Raw genomic sequence first — 15,475 nt, 5'->3', positions numbered from 1 at the left:
CTCGCCATGTACAGGCTCAACACAAAAAATGAGTAACACAATCGCAGGTTACAAAAAACGGAACTATAACAACAGTATACACCGGATGCGCCGAAAGCGCAAGAAAGAGAGGTTCTATGGCAGATAAAAATGCCGTGTTTCTGACCCGGCACATTGGCAACACCACCTATAAAGTTCGTGTCTACCTCAGCGAAACCGCCGAGGAAACGATGGAAGATAAAATTTTACGGCTGATCCGCAATGACGGGCTGGCAAACCAGCCGGAATGTGGTATAATGGAACTGCCACAAATGAGCCGTCCGTCTGAAAGGAGCGCCTAATATGGCAAACAGACAGACGGAAGAAAAAATCACTGCGCTCTATGAGCGCCTGTCCCGTGACGATGACCTCACGGGTGACTCGAACTCCATTCTGAACCAAAAACGGTATCTCGAAAGTTATGCAGCACAGCGGGGCTACACCAATATCGTCCACTACACAGACGATGGGTGGTCCGGCGGCAACTTTGACCGTCCCGCATGGAAGCGCCTTGTGGCGGACATCGAGGCGGGAAAGGTGGCCCATCTGCTGTGTAAGGACCTAAGTCGGATCGGCAGAAACTACCTGCAAACCGGCTTTTACACCGAGGTAATGTTCCGGCAGAATGGGGTTCATTTTGTTGCTGTCGCCAATAACATTGACAGCGAGGAACAGGACAGCGGCGAGTTTGCGCCCTTTCTCAATATCATGAACGAATGGTATCTGCGTGACCAGTCCAAAAAGGTTTCGGCAGCGTACCGTGTCAAAGGCAAGGCGGGCAAGCCCACCACCAACAACGCCATCTATGGCTACAAAAAAGACCCTGAGGACAAGGACCACTGGCTTGTGGACGAGGAAGCCGCCGCTGTGGTGCGGCGGATCTTCCGGCTTGCGGTGGAGGGGCACGGCCCCTATGAGATCGCCAAGATACTCACACAGGAAAAGGTGGAGTGCCCCGCTTATTATCTGGCACGTAACGGCAGGGGCAGCCGGAAGAACACCGTGGACACCAGCCGCCCCTATGACTGGTACGGCTTCACGGTCAGCTCCATGCTGGAGAAACCGGAATATATGGGGCATACCGTCAATTTCCGTTCTTCCAAGAAGTCCTACCGGGATAAGCGGGTAAAAAATGACCCGTCCGACTGGCTGATCTTTGAGAATACCCACGAGGCCATTGTTGACCCGGAAACCTGGCAGCTGGCCCAGCAGGTGAAGCGGACGGTGCGCCGGACAGATACCACCGGCGTCGCCAATCCCCTGACAGGCCTTGTGTTCTGCGCCGACTGCGGAGCCAAGATGTATAACCACCGGGGCAAGCGCAAAAAGAACGGGCGGGAATATTCCGTGGATTTTTACAGCTGCTCCACCTACACCCTGACCTTTGAGCGGGAAACTCAGATGTGTTCTTCTCACACGGTCAGCACTAAGGCTCTGAATGCCCTGATTCTGGAAACCATCCGCACTACCGCCAGCTATGCCATCCAGAACAAGGAGGAGTTTATTCAGAAAGTTCGCAGTATTTCACAGGTTCGCCAGCAGGAAGCGGCCAAGGAGCTGAAACGCAAGGTGGCCAAGGAGCGCAAGCGCAGCGCCGAGCTGGATGTGCTGATTAAAAAGCTATACGAAACCTATGCCATGGGCAAGTTGGAGGAAAAAAGGTTCGAGCTGCTGTGTGCCGAGTATGAAAAGGAACAGGCCGAGCTGGAACAGCTGCTTGCCTCCGAGCAGGCACAGCTGGACCAGTTTCACGAGGACACCGACCGTGCCAGCCACTTTCTGGCGCTGGCACAGAAATATACGGATTTCACCGAGCTGACCGCCCCTATGATCCATGAATTTGTGGAGAAAATTCTGGTTCATGCCCCGGACAGAAGCACCGGGGAGCGGGTGCAGGAAATTGAGATTTATCTGAATTTCATCGGGAAGTTTGAAGTGCCCATGCCCGAACCCACCGAGGAAGAACTGGCTGCGGAGGAAAAGCGCCGCCAGAAGCGCATCCGTGACCATGAAAAGTATCTGCGCCAGAAGGAGCGCAAACAGAAGATTGCCGAGGGGCTGATCGTTCCGGGTGAACCGTACCAGCTGGTGTGCCAGTGCTGCGGGGAGCCGTTCCAGTCTGTCCGCCCCAACGCTAAATTCTGCAAACCTGCCTGCCGGGAGAAGTTCTACCGGCAGGAAAAGCGGAAAGCTAAAGAAACGGAAACATCACAAACTGCATAAGGAATGCGGCCTGCCCAAATAAACCGGGCAGGCCGCTTTTTTATGCCCTGAAACGGAGGGATTTTTATGACACTCTTTGAACTGGTAAAACAGAATATTTGTGTGCCGGATGCGGCGGAACACTAATGCTGTGCGGTCAGCAACATTCCCCGCAAAATCAGCAACATTGTGGAGCTGATGAAACTGGCAGTACTGGTGGAGGATTTTCCCCCGGAGCCGGATCGGATTCATCTTTCCAACGGGACGCTTTTTCTGGATGGAACCTTTGCGAAAGGAAAGCCGAAAATCGTCCGCAACCGCTTCCCCGTGGCCTACAACCCCAATGCCCCGAAACCTGTTCTTTGGCTGCAATTTCTGGACGGTCTGCTCTACCCGGAGGACATCCCCACCTTGCAGGAATATATCGGCTACTGCCTGATTCCCAGCAACAAGGGACAAAGGATGATGGTCATTAAGGGCAGCGGCGGCGAGGGCAAGTCGCAAATCGGCGCTGTGCTGGGAACTTTGTTCGGTTCCAACATGAAGGATGGCAGCATCGGGAAAATATCCGAGAACCGGTTTGCCCGTGCCGATTTGGAACATATCCTCCTGTGCGTGGATGACGATATGCGAATGGAGGCCCTGCGCCAGACCAACTATGTGAAATCCATCGTCACTGCCCAGGGCAAGATGGATTTGGAGCGCAAGGGCAAGCAGAGCTATCAGGGATGGATGTGCGCCCGGCTGCTGCCCTTCTCCAACGGAGATTTGCAGGCGCTGTTTGACCGGAGCGACGGATTTTATCGCCGCCAGCTGGTGCTAACCACGAAAGAAAAACCGGCTGGCCGTGTGGATGATCCTGACCTTGCCGAGAAGATGAAAGCCGAGGTGGAGGGTATTCTGCTGTGGGCTTTTGAGGGATTGCAGCGGCTGGCTGCCAACAACTTCAAGTTCACCGAAAGTGACCGCACCAGAGAAAACCGGGAGGCAGTCAAACGGGACAACAACAATGTCTATGATTTTCTGGATTCTGACGGGTATGTTCGTCTGAAAGCTGATCTATCTGCCAGCTCCAAAGAGCTGTACGAGGCATACCAGATTTATTGTACCGAAAACAACCTGCCTGCCCTGAAACCCCGCAGCTTCAGCGAAGCCCTGATTGCCTGCCAGAGCCGCTACAATCTGGAATACTGCAATAATGTGACCAACGCAGCCGGACGGAGGGTGCGTGGCTTTCTGGGGATTGAGGTATTAGTGAGAAATCACATATCAGTGTTTTCCGGTGATTCGATGCGTACGTACGTACCGGAAGATGTGCCGGAGGAATGGCGGCGCTGATCCATGTACGTATGTACGCTTTGATTGACCGTTGTTCTCCCTTTTATAGCAATTCAGCGGCTATGTCAGGTCAGAATCACCGGTCAAATCCCCATACTAAATCAAGGCAAGTGAGAATCGAAAAGTATTTGACGATTGGCAGAAAGCATTTTACGAAACCGTGCTTCTCGAACCAGCGAACCGGGTGCATGGAATTATGGGAAAATGCACGGTTTCAAGCCAAGTCACACGGAATGGGAAAGTCGGAAGGTGCGACCTATGGGCAGGACATCACACCGGCAATTCTGAACGGATTTGGTGACAAGGGAATTTTTACGGCACAGCGAAGCGGTTATGTCAGTGGGCGTACCGGCTTCGCTTTTTTATCAAGTAAATTTAGGAGGATTTTTATGATGACGGTACGCAACGAGATTAAGGCACAGATCGTCCGGGCGGGATACACCATGCAGGAGGTAGTTGACCGGCTCCATGAGGAATACGACTGGTCGGACAGTGTTTCCAACCTGTCCGCCAAGCTCCAGCGAGAACCTATTCGCTATAAAGAGGTCGTGGAGCTGGCTGATGTGCTGGGCTATGACCTGATCTGGCAGAAACGGAGGTAAACCTATGACAAGTGAAGAAAAGAAACTGTTACAGGCAAAGCACCGCTTGGAGGAAGCCCAGGCACGGGACCGGGTGAAGGAGCGAAAAGCCCGGACAAGGCGGCTCATTCAGGAGGGCGCTGTGCTGGAAAAGGTGCTGCCGGAAGCACAGACGGTAGGGCTTGAAAATCTGGAAGAATACCTGCGGCAAAAGCTGGCTGCACACGATTGAAAACGGCTGGGAGGTCTCCGGGAAACCGGGGGCCTTCCTCTTTTTTATCCCGAAGGGCGCACTTACTCACCACCTGCTAAAGCAGGCGGTGGTATCCCTCCCGTTGGTCGGGCACGTGCGCTCATCTCCGGGCCAAGAGCCGCCTGCGGCGGTTGCCCTCCGAAACGCACCTGCGGGTGCAGTCCGAGGGGGATTGCGGCTCCTGCGGGAGCCGCTGGACAAGGCTGCATTTCTATCAAACTGCCAGCCTTGCCCATGCAGTCGGCGCAGGGGTTTCCACTTTGGAATCCCCTGTTCATGGGGTGGTATATTGCCACCCCATCCCGCCGTCTGCCTGCGTCAACTCTGCCCAGAACAAATCCTTCGGATATGTTCCGCAGCTTGACACAGATACAGGGGTGGAACGATTTGTTCCACCCCTGATAGCGGTGCGTCGCATTTCACGACGTACCTGTTGCAATCGAGTACGGAAGAAGGGTTGCTGCGTTTTACAGTAGCCCTTCGGAAAGGACGGTAGACAATGGCGATTTATCATTTAGAGGCCAAGATGGTCAGCCGTAAAGCCGGACGCTCCGCTGTGGCTGCTGCGGCCTATCTGAGCTGTTCTCGGATGCTCAATGAGTATGACGGGGTGCAGCACGACTACACCCGCAAACAGGGCCTTGGGTGGCGGCAGGTTTTTCTGCCAGCCACCGCCCCCGCAGAGTGGCAGGATCGGGAAACCCTGTGGAACGCTGTGGAGGAAACCGAAACCGCAAAGGACAGCCGTCTCGCCCGTGAATTTGTGGCGGCGCTGCCCATAGAACTGAGCCGGGAGGAACAAATCCAGCTCCTGCAAGATTTCATCAAGGAGCAGTTTGTAGCAGACGGAATGTGCGCCGATGCTGCTATCCATGACCCGTATCCTCCCGGACACAATCCCCATGCCCATATCCTGCTGACGGTGCGCCCACTGGATGAAAAGGGGAAATGGCAGTACAAGACCGAGAAAGAATATCTCTGCGTCAAAGACGGCGAGGAACGGGGCTTCACTGCCGCTGAATTCAAACAGGTACAGGCTGATGGATGGGAGAAGCAGTATCAGTACAAGGTAGGCAAAAAGAAGGTGTATATGGCCCCGTCCGCAGCGCAGGCACAGGGCTATGAACGGGTGTCCAAGTACCCCAAAAGCACCAAGTTCGGCAGGCAAAATCCCATCACGGAACGCTGGAACAGCGACGAGCAGCTTGTCCTGTGGCGGGCTGCATGGGCGGATGTAGCAAACCGCCATCTGGAGCGCACCGGACATGAGGAACGCATCGACCATCGCAGCCATGCCGAACGTGGCCTGCTGGAGCGGCCTACGGTCCATGAGGGTGTGGTTGCCAGAGCTATGGAGAAAAAGGGTATCATCTCTGACCGGTGCGAGCTGAACCGGCAGATCAAGGCCGACAATGCCCTGCTCCGGGAACTGAGAGGACGGGTCAAAAAGCTGGCGCAGGCGGTCAAGAACACACTTCCCGCTATTGCAAAAGCTATGGAACGGCTGAGAAGCAATATGCTGATCTTCAAGTATCAGCTCTTGCACATCGGAAACGGCAAGCAGGCGATCCGCAAATCCTTAAACGAGTGCCGTGAGGATATGGCGAAATATACCGCCCTTGTAGACAAAATCTCAAAGAAAAGCAAGGAGCGCAAAGCGGCATTGGACGAGAAGCAAGCAACGCCCGTCATTCATGTCTTAAAGCACCGTGATCTTGCCAAGAGGATTACCGAGCTGACCGAGGATTTAGAGGAACTGCGTTCGGAAAAGGCGATGCAGCTCCGACAGCTCAGATACCCCGAAGATGCGACAGCCGAGGTATTCAAAAAGCAAATCCACACTTTGGAGGACGGACTGAAAAAGATTGAAGCAAGCGAAGCCAAGTATGCTGCCGAGCTTGACGATGCTTTGAAGCAGTACGCCGAGCTACAAAAGGAAGCAGAAGATTTTGACCCCGTGGAGCTTCACGATGCACGGCTGGCTATTCGTTCCGAGTATGAGCTACGAGCCACACAGCGAGTACAGGAAGCCTACGGCGATAAGTATGACCGTACAAGGATGTCCGACAGCAAGCGGAGTGTATCTGCTCTCTTGGGCGAGGATGCCGAGGAACGGTCTGTCACAGAAAAACTGCGGATGCTACAACAAAAGCAGAAGCGAAAACAACAGCAAATCAAAAAGCCCAAACACAAGGATTGGGAAAGATAAAACTTGCGAGAGTGCAGTTCATTACGAATTGCGCTCCCGCTTTTTTGCATTTTGATATAAATTATTTGAATGTTAATAATATGTTTTTCCTGTAGCTTTGTCGAATAACAATAACTATGTATTCCATTTAATGAGGAGGAGCTTGAATGACCGTAAGTTATAAAAAATTGTGGATTTTATTTGCACATAGAAAAATGAGCAAAGCGGAATTACGAAAACTGGCAGGTATCGCTCCAGATATATTCACAAAGCTTCGTCGAAATCACGGGGTCGCACTCTCCGTTCTTCTTAAAATCGCAGATGTCCTTGATTGCGATGCAGGAGATATAATAAGCTTTGTACAAGAAGACATCTCAGAACCAAGCGAAATCAAAGAATAGCGGCGAAGATACGACACCAAAAAATAATTTCAACTTTTTTCGTGAAAAGTATTGACATTTGTCGTAACTTGTAATACAATATGAGTGTAATCAAGAAATCCACAAAAATTAAGGAGGATTCTACAATGAAAAACACTATGAAGACACCCCGTTTCTTTTACAAAGATGTACAGGCTAATCTGATCGAAATCCAGCAGGATGCAAACAATCTGAACAGCCCTCGTGAGGCAATGACCAATTTCATCAATCGCTATGTACACAAGCTGCCTTCCGACATTACCGTGGACAGCGTAATCGAATCCATCGTATCTACCTCTTATGAGTTCTGCAACGCAGAAGGTCATGTTACCGAGGCTGATTGCCGTAAGGAGCTCGAAACTGCTATCGCCGGTATGGATGAAGACAAGGCATACGCTTACCTCGCTACGCTCTCTGCTATGATGACGGTTTGCAACGCAAATGCAGTTCCTGGCAAGAACATCCAGGTTCCCTCTCCCGAAGAGCTGAAGGCGGAGATCGCACGGACGCTCGAATGCTCTGGCGATAAGAGTGTTGCCGAGCACATCGACGAGCTCGTTGCTGAAATTTCCGGCAACAACATGAATGCTTTTGTTTACGCCGAGGGCAACGAGGCAGTCATCGAAGCTCTGAACGACGAGGAGTTTGTATCCGAGAATTGCGGCTCCGCTGTTGCAGATGTGATGGAGAACGCATTTACTAAGGCTGACAACTATGCTATGCTCGCTTGTGCTTGCTATGGTCAGATTCTTGACGGTCGCATTGAAGGCGTTACTGCTGAGAATGCTGATCCTCATGTTGTTGCAGCTCTCGTTTCTGCCGGTGCTTCTAAGGGTTCCATTCTGAAGCGTCTTGCTCGTGGCGAGATCGACAAGGAATTTGCGATGGACTTGCTCGCCAAGGTTGAGATCGCCCTCAAGTGGGTTTTGACCAAGTTTATGCAGTTTTCTGTTGGCTATGTCACCTTTGCATTCATCCTGTTCCTCATTGGTGTGTTCGGGTTCACTGGTGCATTTGCTTCTTTCCTTGTAAGCATGGGCATCATCATTGCCATCGGTTCTGCTATCGACTCCAAGGAAGACGCACAGGAAATCATTGATCTTCTGGCATGGCTCGTTAAGGGTGCTATCGCTCTGCCTTTCAAGGTTGGCAAGAAGATCGCATCCATGATTAAGGAAAAGCGTACTGTCAGTACTGCCATTCCTACTCAGGCGTAATTATCTATATGCGAGGCATCGTTGTGGCTGTTTCAAATATACTCGATGCCTCGCATAATTCTAAAACAAACCAATTTGCGAATGCAAGTTCGCACTACATAAAGCGAAAGGAAGAAAAACATATGGCACGCTACATTCACTCATTAGATAATGGTCGTGGAACAATGGCGGCATTTACGGGGGAAGATGCACTTGCCAGCCAGGAACCCAAGCCTCTTATGGCAGAAGGTGGTGAACCATCCGGTTTCGCCAAAATGAAAGACGGCTCTTACCAGTTAGGCAATCAGCTTTATGTTATGAGGAGTGATACATATCATAATGTTGATTCATTTATGATAGATTTCAAGGAAATTCCCAACAAAGACAACCACGATCTGATGGCGACTTACGCACGGGCTTGGCGTGAACGCATGATGAAAAAGAATCCAACAGCATTCCTTCCCGGCAATGAAGAATACTGGATTATCGGAATGCCGACCGGTTGGCGTAAGAAAAGTATCGTAGATGCTTATCGCCAAGTTTTTATTGATGCAGGATATAAAAATCCGATTATTGTTCCCGAATCCAATGCAGCAATGGCGGCTGCACAACATAGCTATAGTGCTATCGCTCGTGCCAATGCGGAGCAGGGCGTGCTGTGCATTGACTTGGGAGCGTATTCCAATGATGCAACTTTCGTCAACAAAGATGGTGTTTTCTCATACGGTGGATATACGGGTGCTTCTCTGATTGAGCGAATGATGCTTGTGCAAAACCTTAAAAACGCTTATGGGAAGAGCAAAAAAGCACATAATGAACCCGATCTTCTGCAAACTGTAATCAATAGGTGCAAGTCTGACCGAATATTCTACAATTTCATTCTGTTGCAAACAAGGAAATTGAAAGAAACTTACTATTCTGCGAGTGCGGAAGGCGGAACCATCCTCAGAGACATAACGAATGCCGTTGAATTGGATGTGCAAGATCCCATGTTCTCTGATTGGGATTTCTTTACACTCTATACCAATGATACGATGATGAATGCCATTACGAAAGAGTTGTCGATCCGTTCCGTATTGGGAGATGAATTTAACAATCTTCCTATCGAAATGCAGAACGAAATCGGAAACAAAACATGGGCTGGTTGCCTGCGTACATTTATCGAAAAGGCTACTGAGCTTTGCCCGCTGCTTGCTCAAGCGGCAAGGGGAAATCAAACAGAGAAAGCTACCGTTGTTTTGACTGGTGGTGCAGGATTGATGCCGTTTGTTGAAGACACCATCTTAGAAGTTCTCCCAAACATTGATCTGTATAAAGATAGAAGTCCTATGTCTACTATTGCAAAAGGACTTTGGTATTTTGGTCCCGATAAACTTAAACAGCTTGATTTTGAGAGAGCGTTTGACGCTGTTTTGAATGAGGAAGATTCTGACGGCAATAGTACTCTAAATATTATTATTTCAAATGCTCATGATCTCCTCGGTGCAAGAGCTAATCAGTCAATCGCAGTCAAAGCAATAAATTGTGTTGTTGACTCGTTGAAGCGTTGGGGCAATCACGAATATGATTCTGGTCAAGTTATTTCTCGTGCTCGTGCAAACTTCAAAAAATGGTTCTATGACGACTTGAAAAAGGACTGTGCTACACATGCTACAGAAGCAAAGCGGTTCATTACTACTACCTTGAATGAAAAGTTCCGTGATTTTCTTGCGGGAAGCGGAATGGATAACACCACGCTTTTCGAAGATGATGAGTTGTCCTTGGACTATATCGATTCTTTCTTGAATGGTTATTTGGATGCCGTTTTTGAACTTGTTGACGAGCAAATTGCTGAGGAAAACGAAATCTACTCTGCTTTCCCAAATCCTGGGCGTATCGGAGGATTTTTGGGCACGAGCCGATCCGAATATATGCAGGCTGTTGCTGAGAAATTAGACGAGCGTAACGAAAATTGGGGCGAGGGCTTAATGAACTTGTTAAAGAGTACCTACGACAGCAACGATGTGTATCGTCCATTCCTGGGAGAGTGTTTGTATGAAATGCAAAAAGCATTGGAAGACAAGAAGCGTACAATGCTCGGAGCTCTAATCGTCGAAGACCCTGTTGACGATGATTGAGGATAAGCGTACTGCCATCCTCTCCAGGCGTAATTATTTATATGCGAGGGACTGAACCTCAATATCCCGCAGTTGCGTGATGTTTTTGTTCAGTCCCTTCCACCAATACAAGGAGGTAACTATGATTTTCTTTTCTGTGGAAAAACTGGCGACTTTATGCAAAGTCGATCGTGAAACCATTCGGAGATGGCGAAACCGAGGAGTTAATGGGATTAAGCTGGAAGCAAGACAATCTGCTTCGCAGCGTGGAGCTGCCTTAATCTTTGATGAAGCTGCTGTTAGAGCCTTTATGGAAGCGAATCCTAAATATGTCACTAAAGAGCTTGATGAAGCTCTGAATCCTTCTTCCGAACCTACTTCCGCCGAATATAATGCGTTTTCGGGGCAGGCGGCAAGCAGTTCTGGAGATGGCTATGTCGAACAAATGCTCGAACAACAGAGAAATGACTTGCTCAAAAAGCTCAACGAAATAGACCGAACACTTGCGCTTATTAAAGGAGAGAAAAAATGATGGATATTAAGAATGGTATTAAACTTCATAACGAAAAGTGGGAAGAGCGAACCGGAGAGAAAAGTGATTTTGCGAGAACACTCTCGCCCACAAGCCGAAATGCGTGGCGTATCATCAGAAAAATGCCCGAAAAGACCGTAGAGAATGTGTTAAACGGGGTGAAAGCTATTCCCGATATTACAAATTCCGAAGAATGTCAAACTCAAACTCATAATTCGAAGGGATCGGCTATCTGTGCATCTTTAATTGCAACGATTCCCCCTGCACTCTGCGCTACAATCGGTTCTCATTTTTCCTTACCGTCATGGATTGTAGGTACATCTACACTGGCTGTTGCTGCCATATCAACTGGTGTTTCTTACAAAATGTATATGCACAAGAATACGCCAACTTCTGTAAGAAAAGAAACCGTACATTTGGAAATTGATGATGCGAGCATTCAGGCGGTTCTTGAAGATTCTCAAAAGATGTTGCAGAGTCTGGTTGACTATTTATCTTCGTGTGATGAAGATGCAAATATCGGGTTTGATGTGACTAAAGATAAGGCTTTTGGCGAATGGATTCAAAAATTTGTCAATTATGCTAATCGTAATGAAAATAATAACACCTTGTACGCTCTGAAAGGAGAAATCATTTCCAAGCTGAGTACAATGGGTATTACTGTTTATGATGAACTCTTAACTGATGAACATGGGGTGCTGATTCTCCCTGATAGCGACTACTACGAAGATGCTCGAACTGGTACTGGATATACCAAAGTCAATAGAGCTGTAGTGTACTCTCGCCGTAGGCTTCTGGCAAGAGGCGAAATATCGTAACATTTAGCTTCTCGAAAGGAGTCCGATATGACTTATTTATGGCTTAATGGCACTCGTATAGACAGTATTCCGCTATTGCGCAGTTATTTGAAAAACTGCGACAAAACAGATCGGGCATCCGCTTGTTCTGAATTATTAAAAAAATATAAAGCAGGAGCTCTTGCCGGCTGGATCGCTCGGCAAGCTGAAGCTCAACCATCATCGCAATTGTTGAAAGCAAAGAACAAAACAAGCGGAATTCAGCCTTCTCGCATTCACGAGCTTCTGGACACTCCGCTTAAAGGCACCCAAGATGTCCTTCCAATTCTTGCTGAGCTTTGTATGATTGAACTCTCTGATATGGAAAAAATATTGGATAGTGTATTGGATGAAACTGAAGACTTGGATTACGAAATCTTTGACTTAATTAAAAGGCAGCACTGGTATAAAGAATCAAAGCAAATGCAGGAACTGCTCAATGATGTAGATCGAGAGTTTGTAATCACAGATATGACTGGTTTTAATATGCTTGCAGATAGGTGCCGTTTTTCTGAGAAGAATAACACTAAACAGTATACCATTTATTTGTGCAATACCGGAAGTCATTTTCAATTAAGCAATCCTAACAGATATTGGAATTTGCGTATCGTTGGTTGCGGGAAACCTGTAATTCGATTTGGAAGTCAAAATCGAGGACAGAAATTGGATATGGAATTGCATGACCTGTTCTTTCAAGATGTTATCCTGCAACTCCAGGGAATGATTCTGTGTGGAAACGAAGGGCGACTGCCAGGCGTAGATTTGAGGTAAAAAAATGGGCGTTATTGAAAAAACAATACATAACATGACTGAGTTGGATGCTGCGGGGTGGGCTATTATAACTCTTCGTTGTGATAACGAAGCTGATATCCGTCGCTCTGTTGAGGGTTATGTTCATGCCAAAACTTACGAACCTAAGTTTACAACAAAAACTTCCACGCAGAGCAATCATCCAACCAACATAAAAGAAGTTACCGGAATGGGAACTGTTAAGACAATTTCAAAACCTTTTGTGTGGACGGAACACGCTCCATCATCTGGCGATGATGGAGCATTGGACTATGGTGCTGAACCTGCACTCATGAACTATCTGCTTAAATGCGTAGATCCCATTTCACGCATGGAGCACCGTCTTTTGTATATACCATATCTCTATGATATCATTGGTAATCCCGAAAGATCGGATAGAACAGCTATACAGTTACAATATCTATATTTACTTCGGGAGATCGGCGTCCAAAAAAAATTAGGATTGAGCAATGCTTTAATTGTTATAGGATGCATGGACGGCATTTTATGCTCTGAGTTGAGAGAGTATACATATGTTTTGGATATTGACTATCCCGACAAAGAAGAGTTGCTGCAGATAATTCGGCAGACTTGTCGAGAATGCGCCGGCATGGCAAGCGGTCTTGAACCATCTATTGCCAATGAATTGGCGGAAGCTCTGAGAGGTATGCACAAAGACGAAATTGTAAGTATAATTCATTTGGCATATGCACAGAGCGAAAATCCATTAGAACATCATGCAAAGAGTCTTTTCGATGCTGCAAAAAAAGCAAAAAAGCAACGCATTGCTGGAGTTCGAGGCTTAAAATGGATTGATACCGATTCTGCAGGAGAAGTTGGCGGTTTAGAATCATTACAGCGGTGGATACGAACAAAAAGTAAAACTTTCTTATATCCTCATGCTGCCCTTCTTCAAAAAGCGGTTGCCCCCAAAGGCGTTTTGCTCGCTGGTCTTCCAGGATGTGGAAAAACCCATTTAGCAAAGTATACTTCTCGTTTGTTAAGCAGTTCTGAATCATCTGTACCTCTCTTGCAGCTTGACCTAAGTTCGATGTTAGGCAAGTGGTTGGGAGAAGCTGAAGCAAATTGCGAAATGGCATTGCGTGCGGTTGAAGGTGTAGCCCCTTGTGTGCTGCTAATTGATGAAATAGAAAAAGTATTTGGTGGCGTAACTGAGGGTGGCTCCAGCGATGCAATGATGCATATTTTCTCATCTTTTCTCGATTGGATGCAAAAAGAACGAGAAAAACCAATTCTCGTAATTGCAACAGCAAACAAAACAGAGAGATTACCACCTGAGCTAAAGAGAAAAGGTAGATTTGATGAAACCTTTTTTACCGGAATACCTACTGCAAGTGATTGCAAAGCAATATTGCGCATTCATTTGAAGAAAAAAATGAGTGTTATGGTGGGAAGTGTTGACATTGATGGTATTGCTGAAGAACTTCTATCTGTTGCAGCACATCATCGCCGTTTTATGAATGGTGCAGATATAGAAACAATCATCAACGCAGCTTTCTGTACTCTGTTTGCCGAATTAAAAGATTCAGATATATCGGCGGCAGAAGCTGATAATGCACGAGCTAAACTATACTCCTCGGATGATGTTAAAACGGCATTGAAGAACGAACTGATTTCAACAAGGTCGTACTTTGACAGTAATCTTGAAGGTGTTGCCCGCTACTGGATTGAAATGAATGTATTGGATTTTCGTGATGCAGGCGATAAACTGATTCTCCCTAACAATAATTTTAATCGGCAAACAGGAATGTTTACAGGGATTGAGGGCTTGTCAACTAATTCCCCGAAGGATTACGAAAATCAAACGAAGACACTTGCGGAAAAGTTCGCCACAGAAAGAAATTACGATAAAGCACTTCAATTCACTCTAATGCGAGAGATTTTCAGACAAGTGCAACGAGCAGGAGGCATACATTATGACACAAAGTGACTCGAAACGGAAATCATTTGGAACCAAGCTACGCAATAAGCTATCTACTTTATCCGAGAAAATTTCTCAAGCCTGGAAAACTATTCGGCAAAAGGTCGTAAAGCTTGCGGGTGAAACCCTTGAAGATATTATTTTCTTTTTCGAACCTGACTCTGCAAATCCAAACGAAAGTGCTGAAATTCATCGCAGACAAACTGTAGATGCAATCAAGAGTTGTTTGGGCGAAGATCCTGCGGGGGCATTGCTTGCAATGTTTCCACAGGATCGGGAACTCGCTTTAACCGAGTTACATACGGAAATAGCTATTGCTTTGGGAATTGAACCATGCCTCGTATCCTCCGAAATGATGAATGGTTGCGCTGGACTATATTCTTTCTCTGCTGATACTATAGCGATAAACGCATTGCATATTCAAAAACAACCGATGTCTTTGATAGAAGCAAAAGAACTGTTAGGTACGATCTGTCACGAAACTTACCATGCTTTTCAACACAGAGCTATCGTCCATCCAAGCAGATATGGCATAAGTAAGGCGGACGCAAAAATATGGAAAATCAATTTCGCCAATTATATTTCGCCGGAGCAAAACCCAGAAAGATACTTGTACCAGCCTGTTGAGATGTCTGCATATGTATTTGAATCGGCAATTATTAAGCGTTTCTATAAGGAGGATTAACATGCGTCACTTTGTATTTAAGATTTTGCGCAAGCAAAACGATAAGACAAAAATGAGCAACGATGAAAAAATGGTTAGAAGATATTTGGAAAATGAATCGCCAGTGGCTTACGAAGAACATGCTCTTGAAGCAACAGTACAGGATGTATTAGCATTGGATAGCGATTTGAAAGAATATGTTCTGCGTTTTTTGCATTCCAAAGACATGACAAGCTTAATTCAATGTGAATGTGTAAGCATCACCGATTTGCTTCAAACAGAACGCTTCACACCGATTACTGCTGCGTTATTTATCCAATGGTATCGTCGTGATCCTGTAGGAGCAGCTTCATTTCTCATGCATCATGATGTGGTAAAAGATATTCCAGAGGCTTTACCGGAACCAAGTGAAGATGAGTAG

At 47.2% G+C, this 15,475-nt stretch carries 15 protein-coding genes and 1 pseudogene; 15 read left to right on the top strand and 1 reads right to left on the bottom strand.

From position 1 onward, the window contains the following. Positions 1 to 116 precede the first annotated feature (116 nt). The 5 genes and pseudogenes from B5F08_RS08485 (at position 117) to B5F08_RS08460 (ending at position 4,371) form a co-directional block, all read left to right on the top strand. A complete protein-coding gene (locus B5F08_RS08485; protein WP_007885061.1) occupies positions 117 to 320 on the top strand; it encodes a transposon-encoded TnpW family protein in 204 nt (67 codons plus the stop codon). Between the two features lies 1 nt (position 321). After that, positions 322 to 2,241 (top strand): recombinase family protein, encoded by a 1,920-nt coding sequence (locus B5F08_RS08480; RefSeq protein WP_087378302.1) that lies wholly within the window; start codon positions 322 to 324, stop codon positions 2,239 to 2,241. A gap of 126 nt (positions 2,242 to 2,367) precedes the next feature. Beyond that, positions 2,368 to 3,558: pseudogene (locus tag B5F08_RS08475) on the top strand (DNA primase family protein); the annotation flags it as partial. 392 nt (positions 3,559 to 3,950) lie between these two features. Next, positions 3,951 to 4,160: an LLM class flavin-dependent oxidoreductase gene (locus B5F08_RS08465; RefSeq protein WP_442856068.1), complete on the top strand. Its 210-nt coding sequence runs from the start codon at positions 3,951 to 3,953 to the stop codon at positions 4,158 to 4,160. 4 nt (positions 4,161 to 4,164) lie between these two features. Beyond that, complete coding sequence (locus tag B5F08_RS08460; RefSeq protein WP_087378298.1) at positions 4,165 to 4,371, top strand: DUF3847 domain-containing protein; 207 nt, start codon at positions 4,165 to 4,167, stop codon at positions 4,369 to 4,371. Between the two features lie 62 nt (positions 4,372 to 4,433). Here the strand turns inward: B5F08_RS08460 and B5F08_RS08455 are convergent, their stop codons facing one another. Next, positions 4,434 to 4,688 carry a hypothetical protein gene (locus B5F08_RS08455; RefSeq protein WP_087378296.1) on the bottom strand — a complete coding sequence of 85 codons (255 nt, stop codon included), beginning with the start codon at positions 4,686 to 4,688 and terminating at the stop codon, positions 4,434 to 4,436. Between the two features lie 203 nt (positions 4,689 to 4,891). Here B5F08_RS08455 and mobQ point away from each other — a divergent pair, with 203 nt between their 5' ends. The 10 genes from mobQ to B5F08_RS08405 all read left to right on the top strand — a co-directional run bounded on the left by mobQ (position 4,892) and on the right by B5F08_RS08405 (position 15,475). Next, the gene (gene mobQ, locus B5F08_RS08450; protein ID WP_087378294.1) at positions 4,892 to 6,601 is read left to right on the top strand and encodes a MobQ family relaxase; all 1,710 of its coding nucleotides are present in this window, start codon (positions 4,892 to 4,894) and stop codon (positions 6,599 to 6,601) included. A gap of 146 nt (positions 6,602 to 6,747) precedes the next feature. Further along, positions 6,748 to 6,981, top strand: a complete 234-nt coding sequence (locus tag B5F08_RS08445) for a helix-turn-helix domain-containing protein (protein ID WP_087378293.1) — start codon at positions 6,748 to 6,750, stop codon at positions 6,979 to 6,981. Positions 6,982 to 7,106: 125 nt separating this feature from the next. Further along, entirely contained in the window at positions 7,107 to 8,216 is a 1,110-nt protein-coding gene (locus B5F08_RS08440) for a hypothetical protein (protein ID WP_087378291.1), read from the top strand. 23 nt (positions 8,217 to 8,239) lie between these two features. Further along, positions 8,240 to 10,312 (top strand): Hsp70 family protein, encoded by a 2,073-nt coding sequence (locus tag B5F08_RS08435; RefSeq protein ID WP_158096268.1) that lies wholly within the window; start codon positions 8,240 to 8,242, stop codon positions 10,310 to 10,312. A 121-nt stretch (positions 10,313 to 10,433) separates the two neighbouring features. After that, complete coding sequence (locus B5F08_RS08430; protein ID WP_087378287.1) at positions 10,434 to 10,823, top strand: helix-turn-helix domain-containing protein; 390 nt, start codon at positions 10,434 to 10,436, stop codon at positions 10,821 to 10,823. Continuing rightward, positions 10,820 to 11,641: a hypothetical protein gene (locus tag B5F08_RS08425; protein WP_087378285.1), complete on the top strand. Its 822-nt coding sequence runs from the start codon at positions 10,820 to 10,822 to the stop codon at positions 11,639 to 11,641. The genes B5F08_RS08430 and B5F08_RS08425 overlap by 4 nt, the downstream gene beginning before the upstream one ends. 27 nt (positions 11,642 to 11,668) lie before the next feature. Continuing rightward, a complete protein-coding gene (locus tag B5F08_RS08420) occupies positions 11,669 to 12,430 on the top strand; it encodes a hypothetical protein (protein ID WP_087378283.1) in 762 nt (253 codons plus the stop codon). Between the two features lie 4 nt (positions 12,431 to 12,434). Then, on the top strand, positions 12,435 to 14,399 hold the full coding sequence (locus B5F08_RS08415; protein ID WP_087378282.1) for an AAA family ATPase: 1,965 nt from the start codon (positions 12,435 to 12,437) through the stop codon (positions 14,397 to 14,399). Next, entirely contained in the window at positions 14,386 to 15,075 is a 690-nt protein-coding gene (locus tag B5F08_RS08410) for a hypothetical protein (protein ID WP_087378279.1), read from the top strand. The genes B5F08_RS08415 and B5F08_RS08410 overlap by 14 nt, the downstream gene beginning before the upstream one ends. Before the next feature lies 1 nt (position 15,076). Then, a complete protein-coding gene (locus B5F08_RS08405) occupies positions 15,077 to 15,475 on the top strand; it encodes a hypothetical protein (RefSeq protein ID WP_087378278.1) in 399 nt (132 codons plus the stop codon).

The sequence above is a fragment of the Anaeromassilibacillus sp. An172 genome (assembly GCF_002160515.1).
Lineage (GTDB): Bacteria > Bacillota > Clostridia > Oscillospirales > Acutalibacteraceae > Limousia > Limousia pullorum.
Note: the sequence above shows the minus strand (reverse complement) of the source record. Positions and strands in the feature narration are given on the sequence as shown.

Excerpts from the sequence above, each read along its gene's own strand:
- B5F08_RS08485 (WP_007885061.1), top strand. The coding sequence starts at position 117 with ATGGCAGATAAAAATGCCGTGTTTCTGACCCGGCACATTGGCAACACC.
- B5F08_RS08480 (WP_087378302.1), top strand. The coding sequence starts at position 322 with ATGGCAAACAGACAGACGGAAGAAAAAATCACTGCGCTCTATGAGCGC.
- B5F08_RS08465 (WP_442856068.1), top strand. The coding sequence starts at position 3,951 with ATGACGGTACGCAACGAGATTAAGGCACAGATCGTCCGGGCGGGATAC.
- B5F08_RS08460 (WP_087378298.1), top strand. The coding sequence starts at position 4,165 with ATGACAAGTGAAGAAAAGAAACTGTTACAGGCAAAGCACCGCTTGGAG.
- mobQ (WP_087378294.1), top strand. The coding sequence starts at position 4,892 with ATGGCGATTTATCATTTAGAGGCCAAGATGGTCAGCCGTAAAGCCGGA.
- B5F08_RS08445 (WP_087378293.1), top strand. The coding sequence starts at position 6,748 with ATGACCGTAAGTTATAAAAAATTGTGGATTTTATTTGCACATAGAAAA.
- B5F08_RS08440 (WP_087378291.1), top strand. The coding sequence starts at position 7,107 with ATGAAAAACACTATGAAGACACCCCGTTTCTTTTACAAAGATGTACAG.
- B5F08_RS08430 (WP_087378287.1), top strand. The coding sequence starts at position 10,434 with ATGATTTTCTTTTCTGTGGAAAAACTGGCGACTTTATGCAAAGTCGAT.
- B5F08_RS08425 (WP_087378285.1), top strand. The coding sequence starts at position 10,820 with ATGATGGATATTAAGAATGGTATTAAACTTCATAACGAAAAGTGGGAA.
- B5F08_RS08420 (WP_087378283.1), top strand. The coding sequence starts at position 11,669 with ATGACTTATTTATGGCTTAATGGCACTCGTATAGACAGTATTCCGCTA.
- B5F08_RS08415 (WP_087378282.1), top strand. The coding sequence starts at position 12,435 with ATGGGCGTTATTGAAAAAACAATACATAACATGACTGAGTTGGATGCT.
- B5F08_RS08410 (WP_087378279.1), top strand. The coding sequence starts at position 14,386 with ATGACACAAAGTGACTCGAAACGGAAATCATTTGGAACCAAGCTACGC.
- B5F08_RS08405 (WP_087378278.1), top strand. The coding sequence starts at position 15,077 with ATGCGTCACTTTGTATTTAAGATTTTGCGCAAGCAAAACGATAAGACA.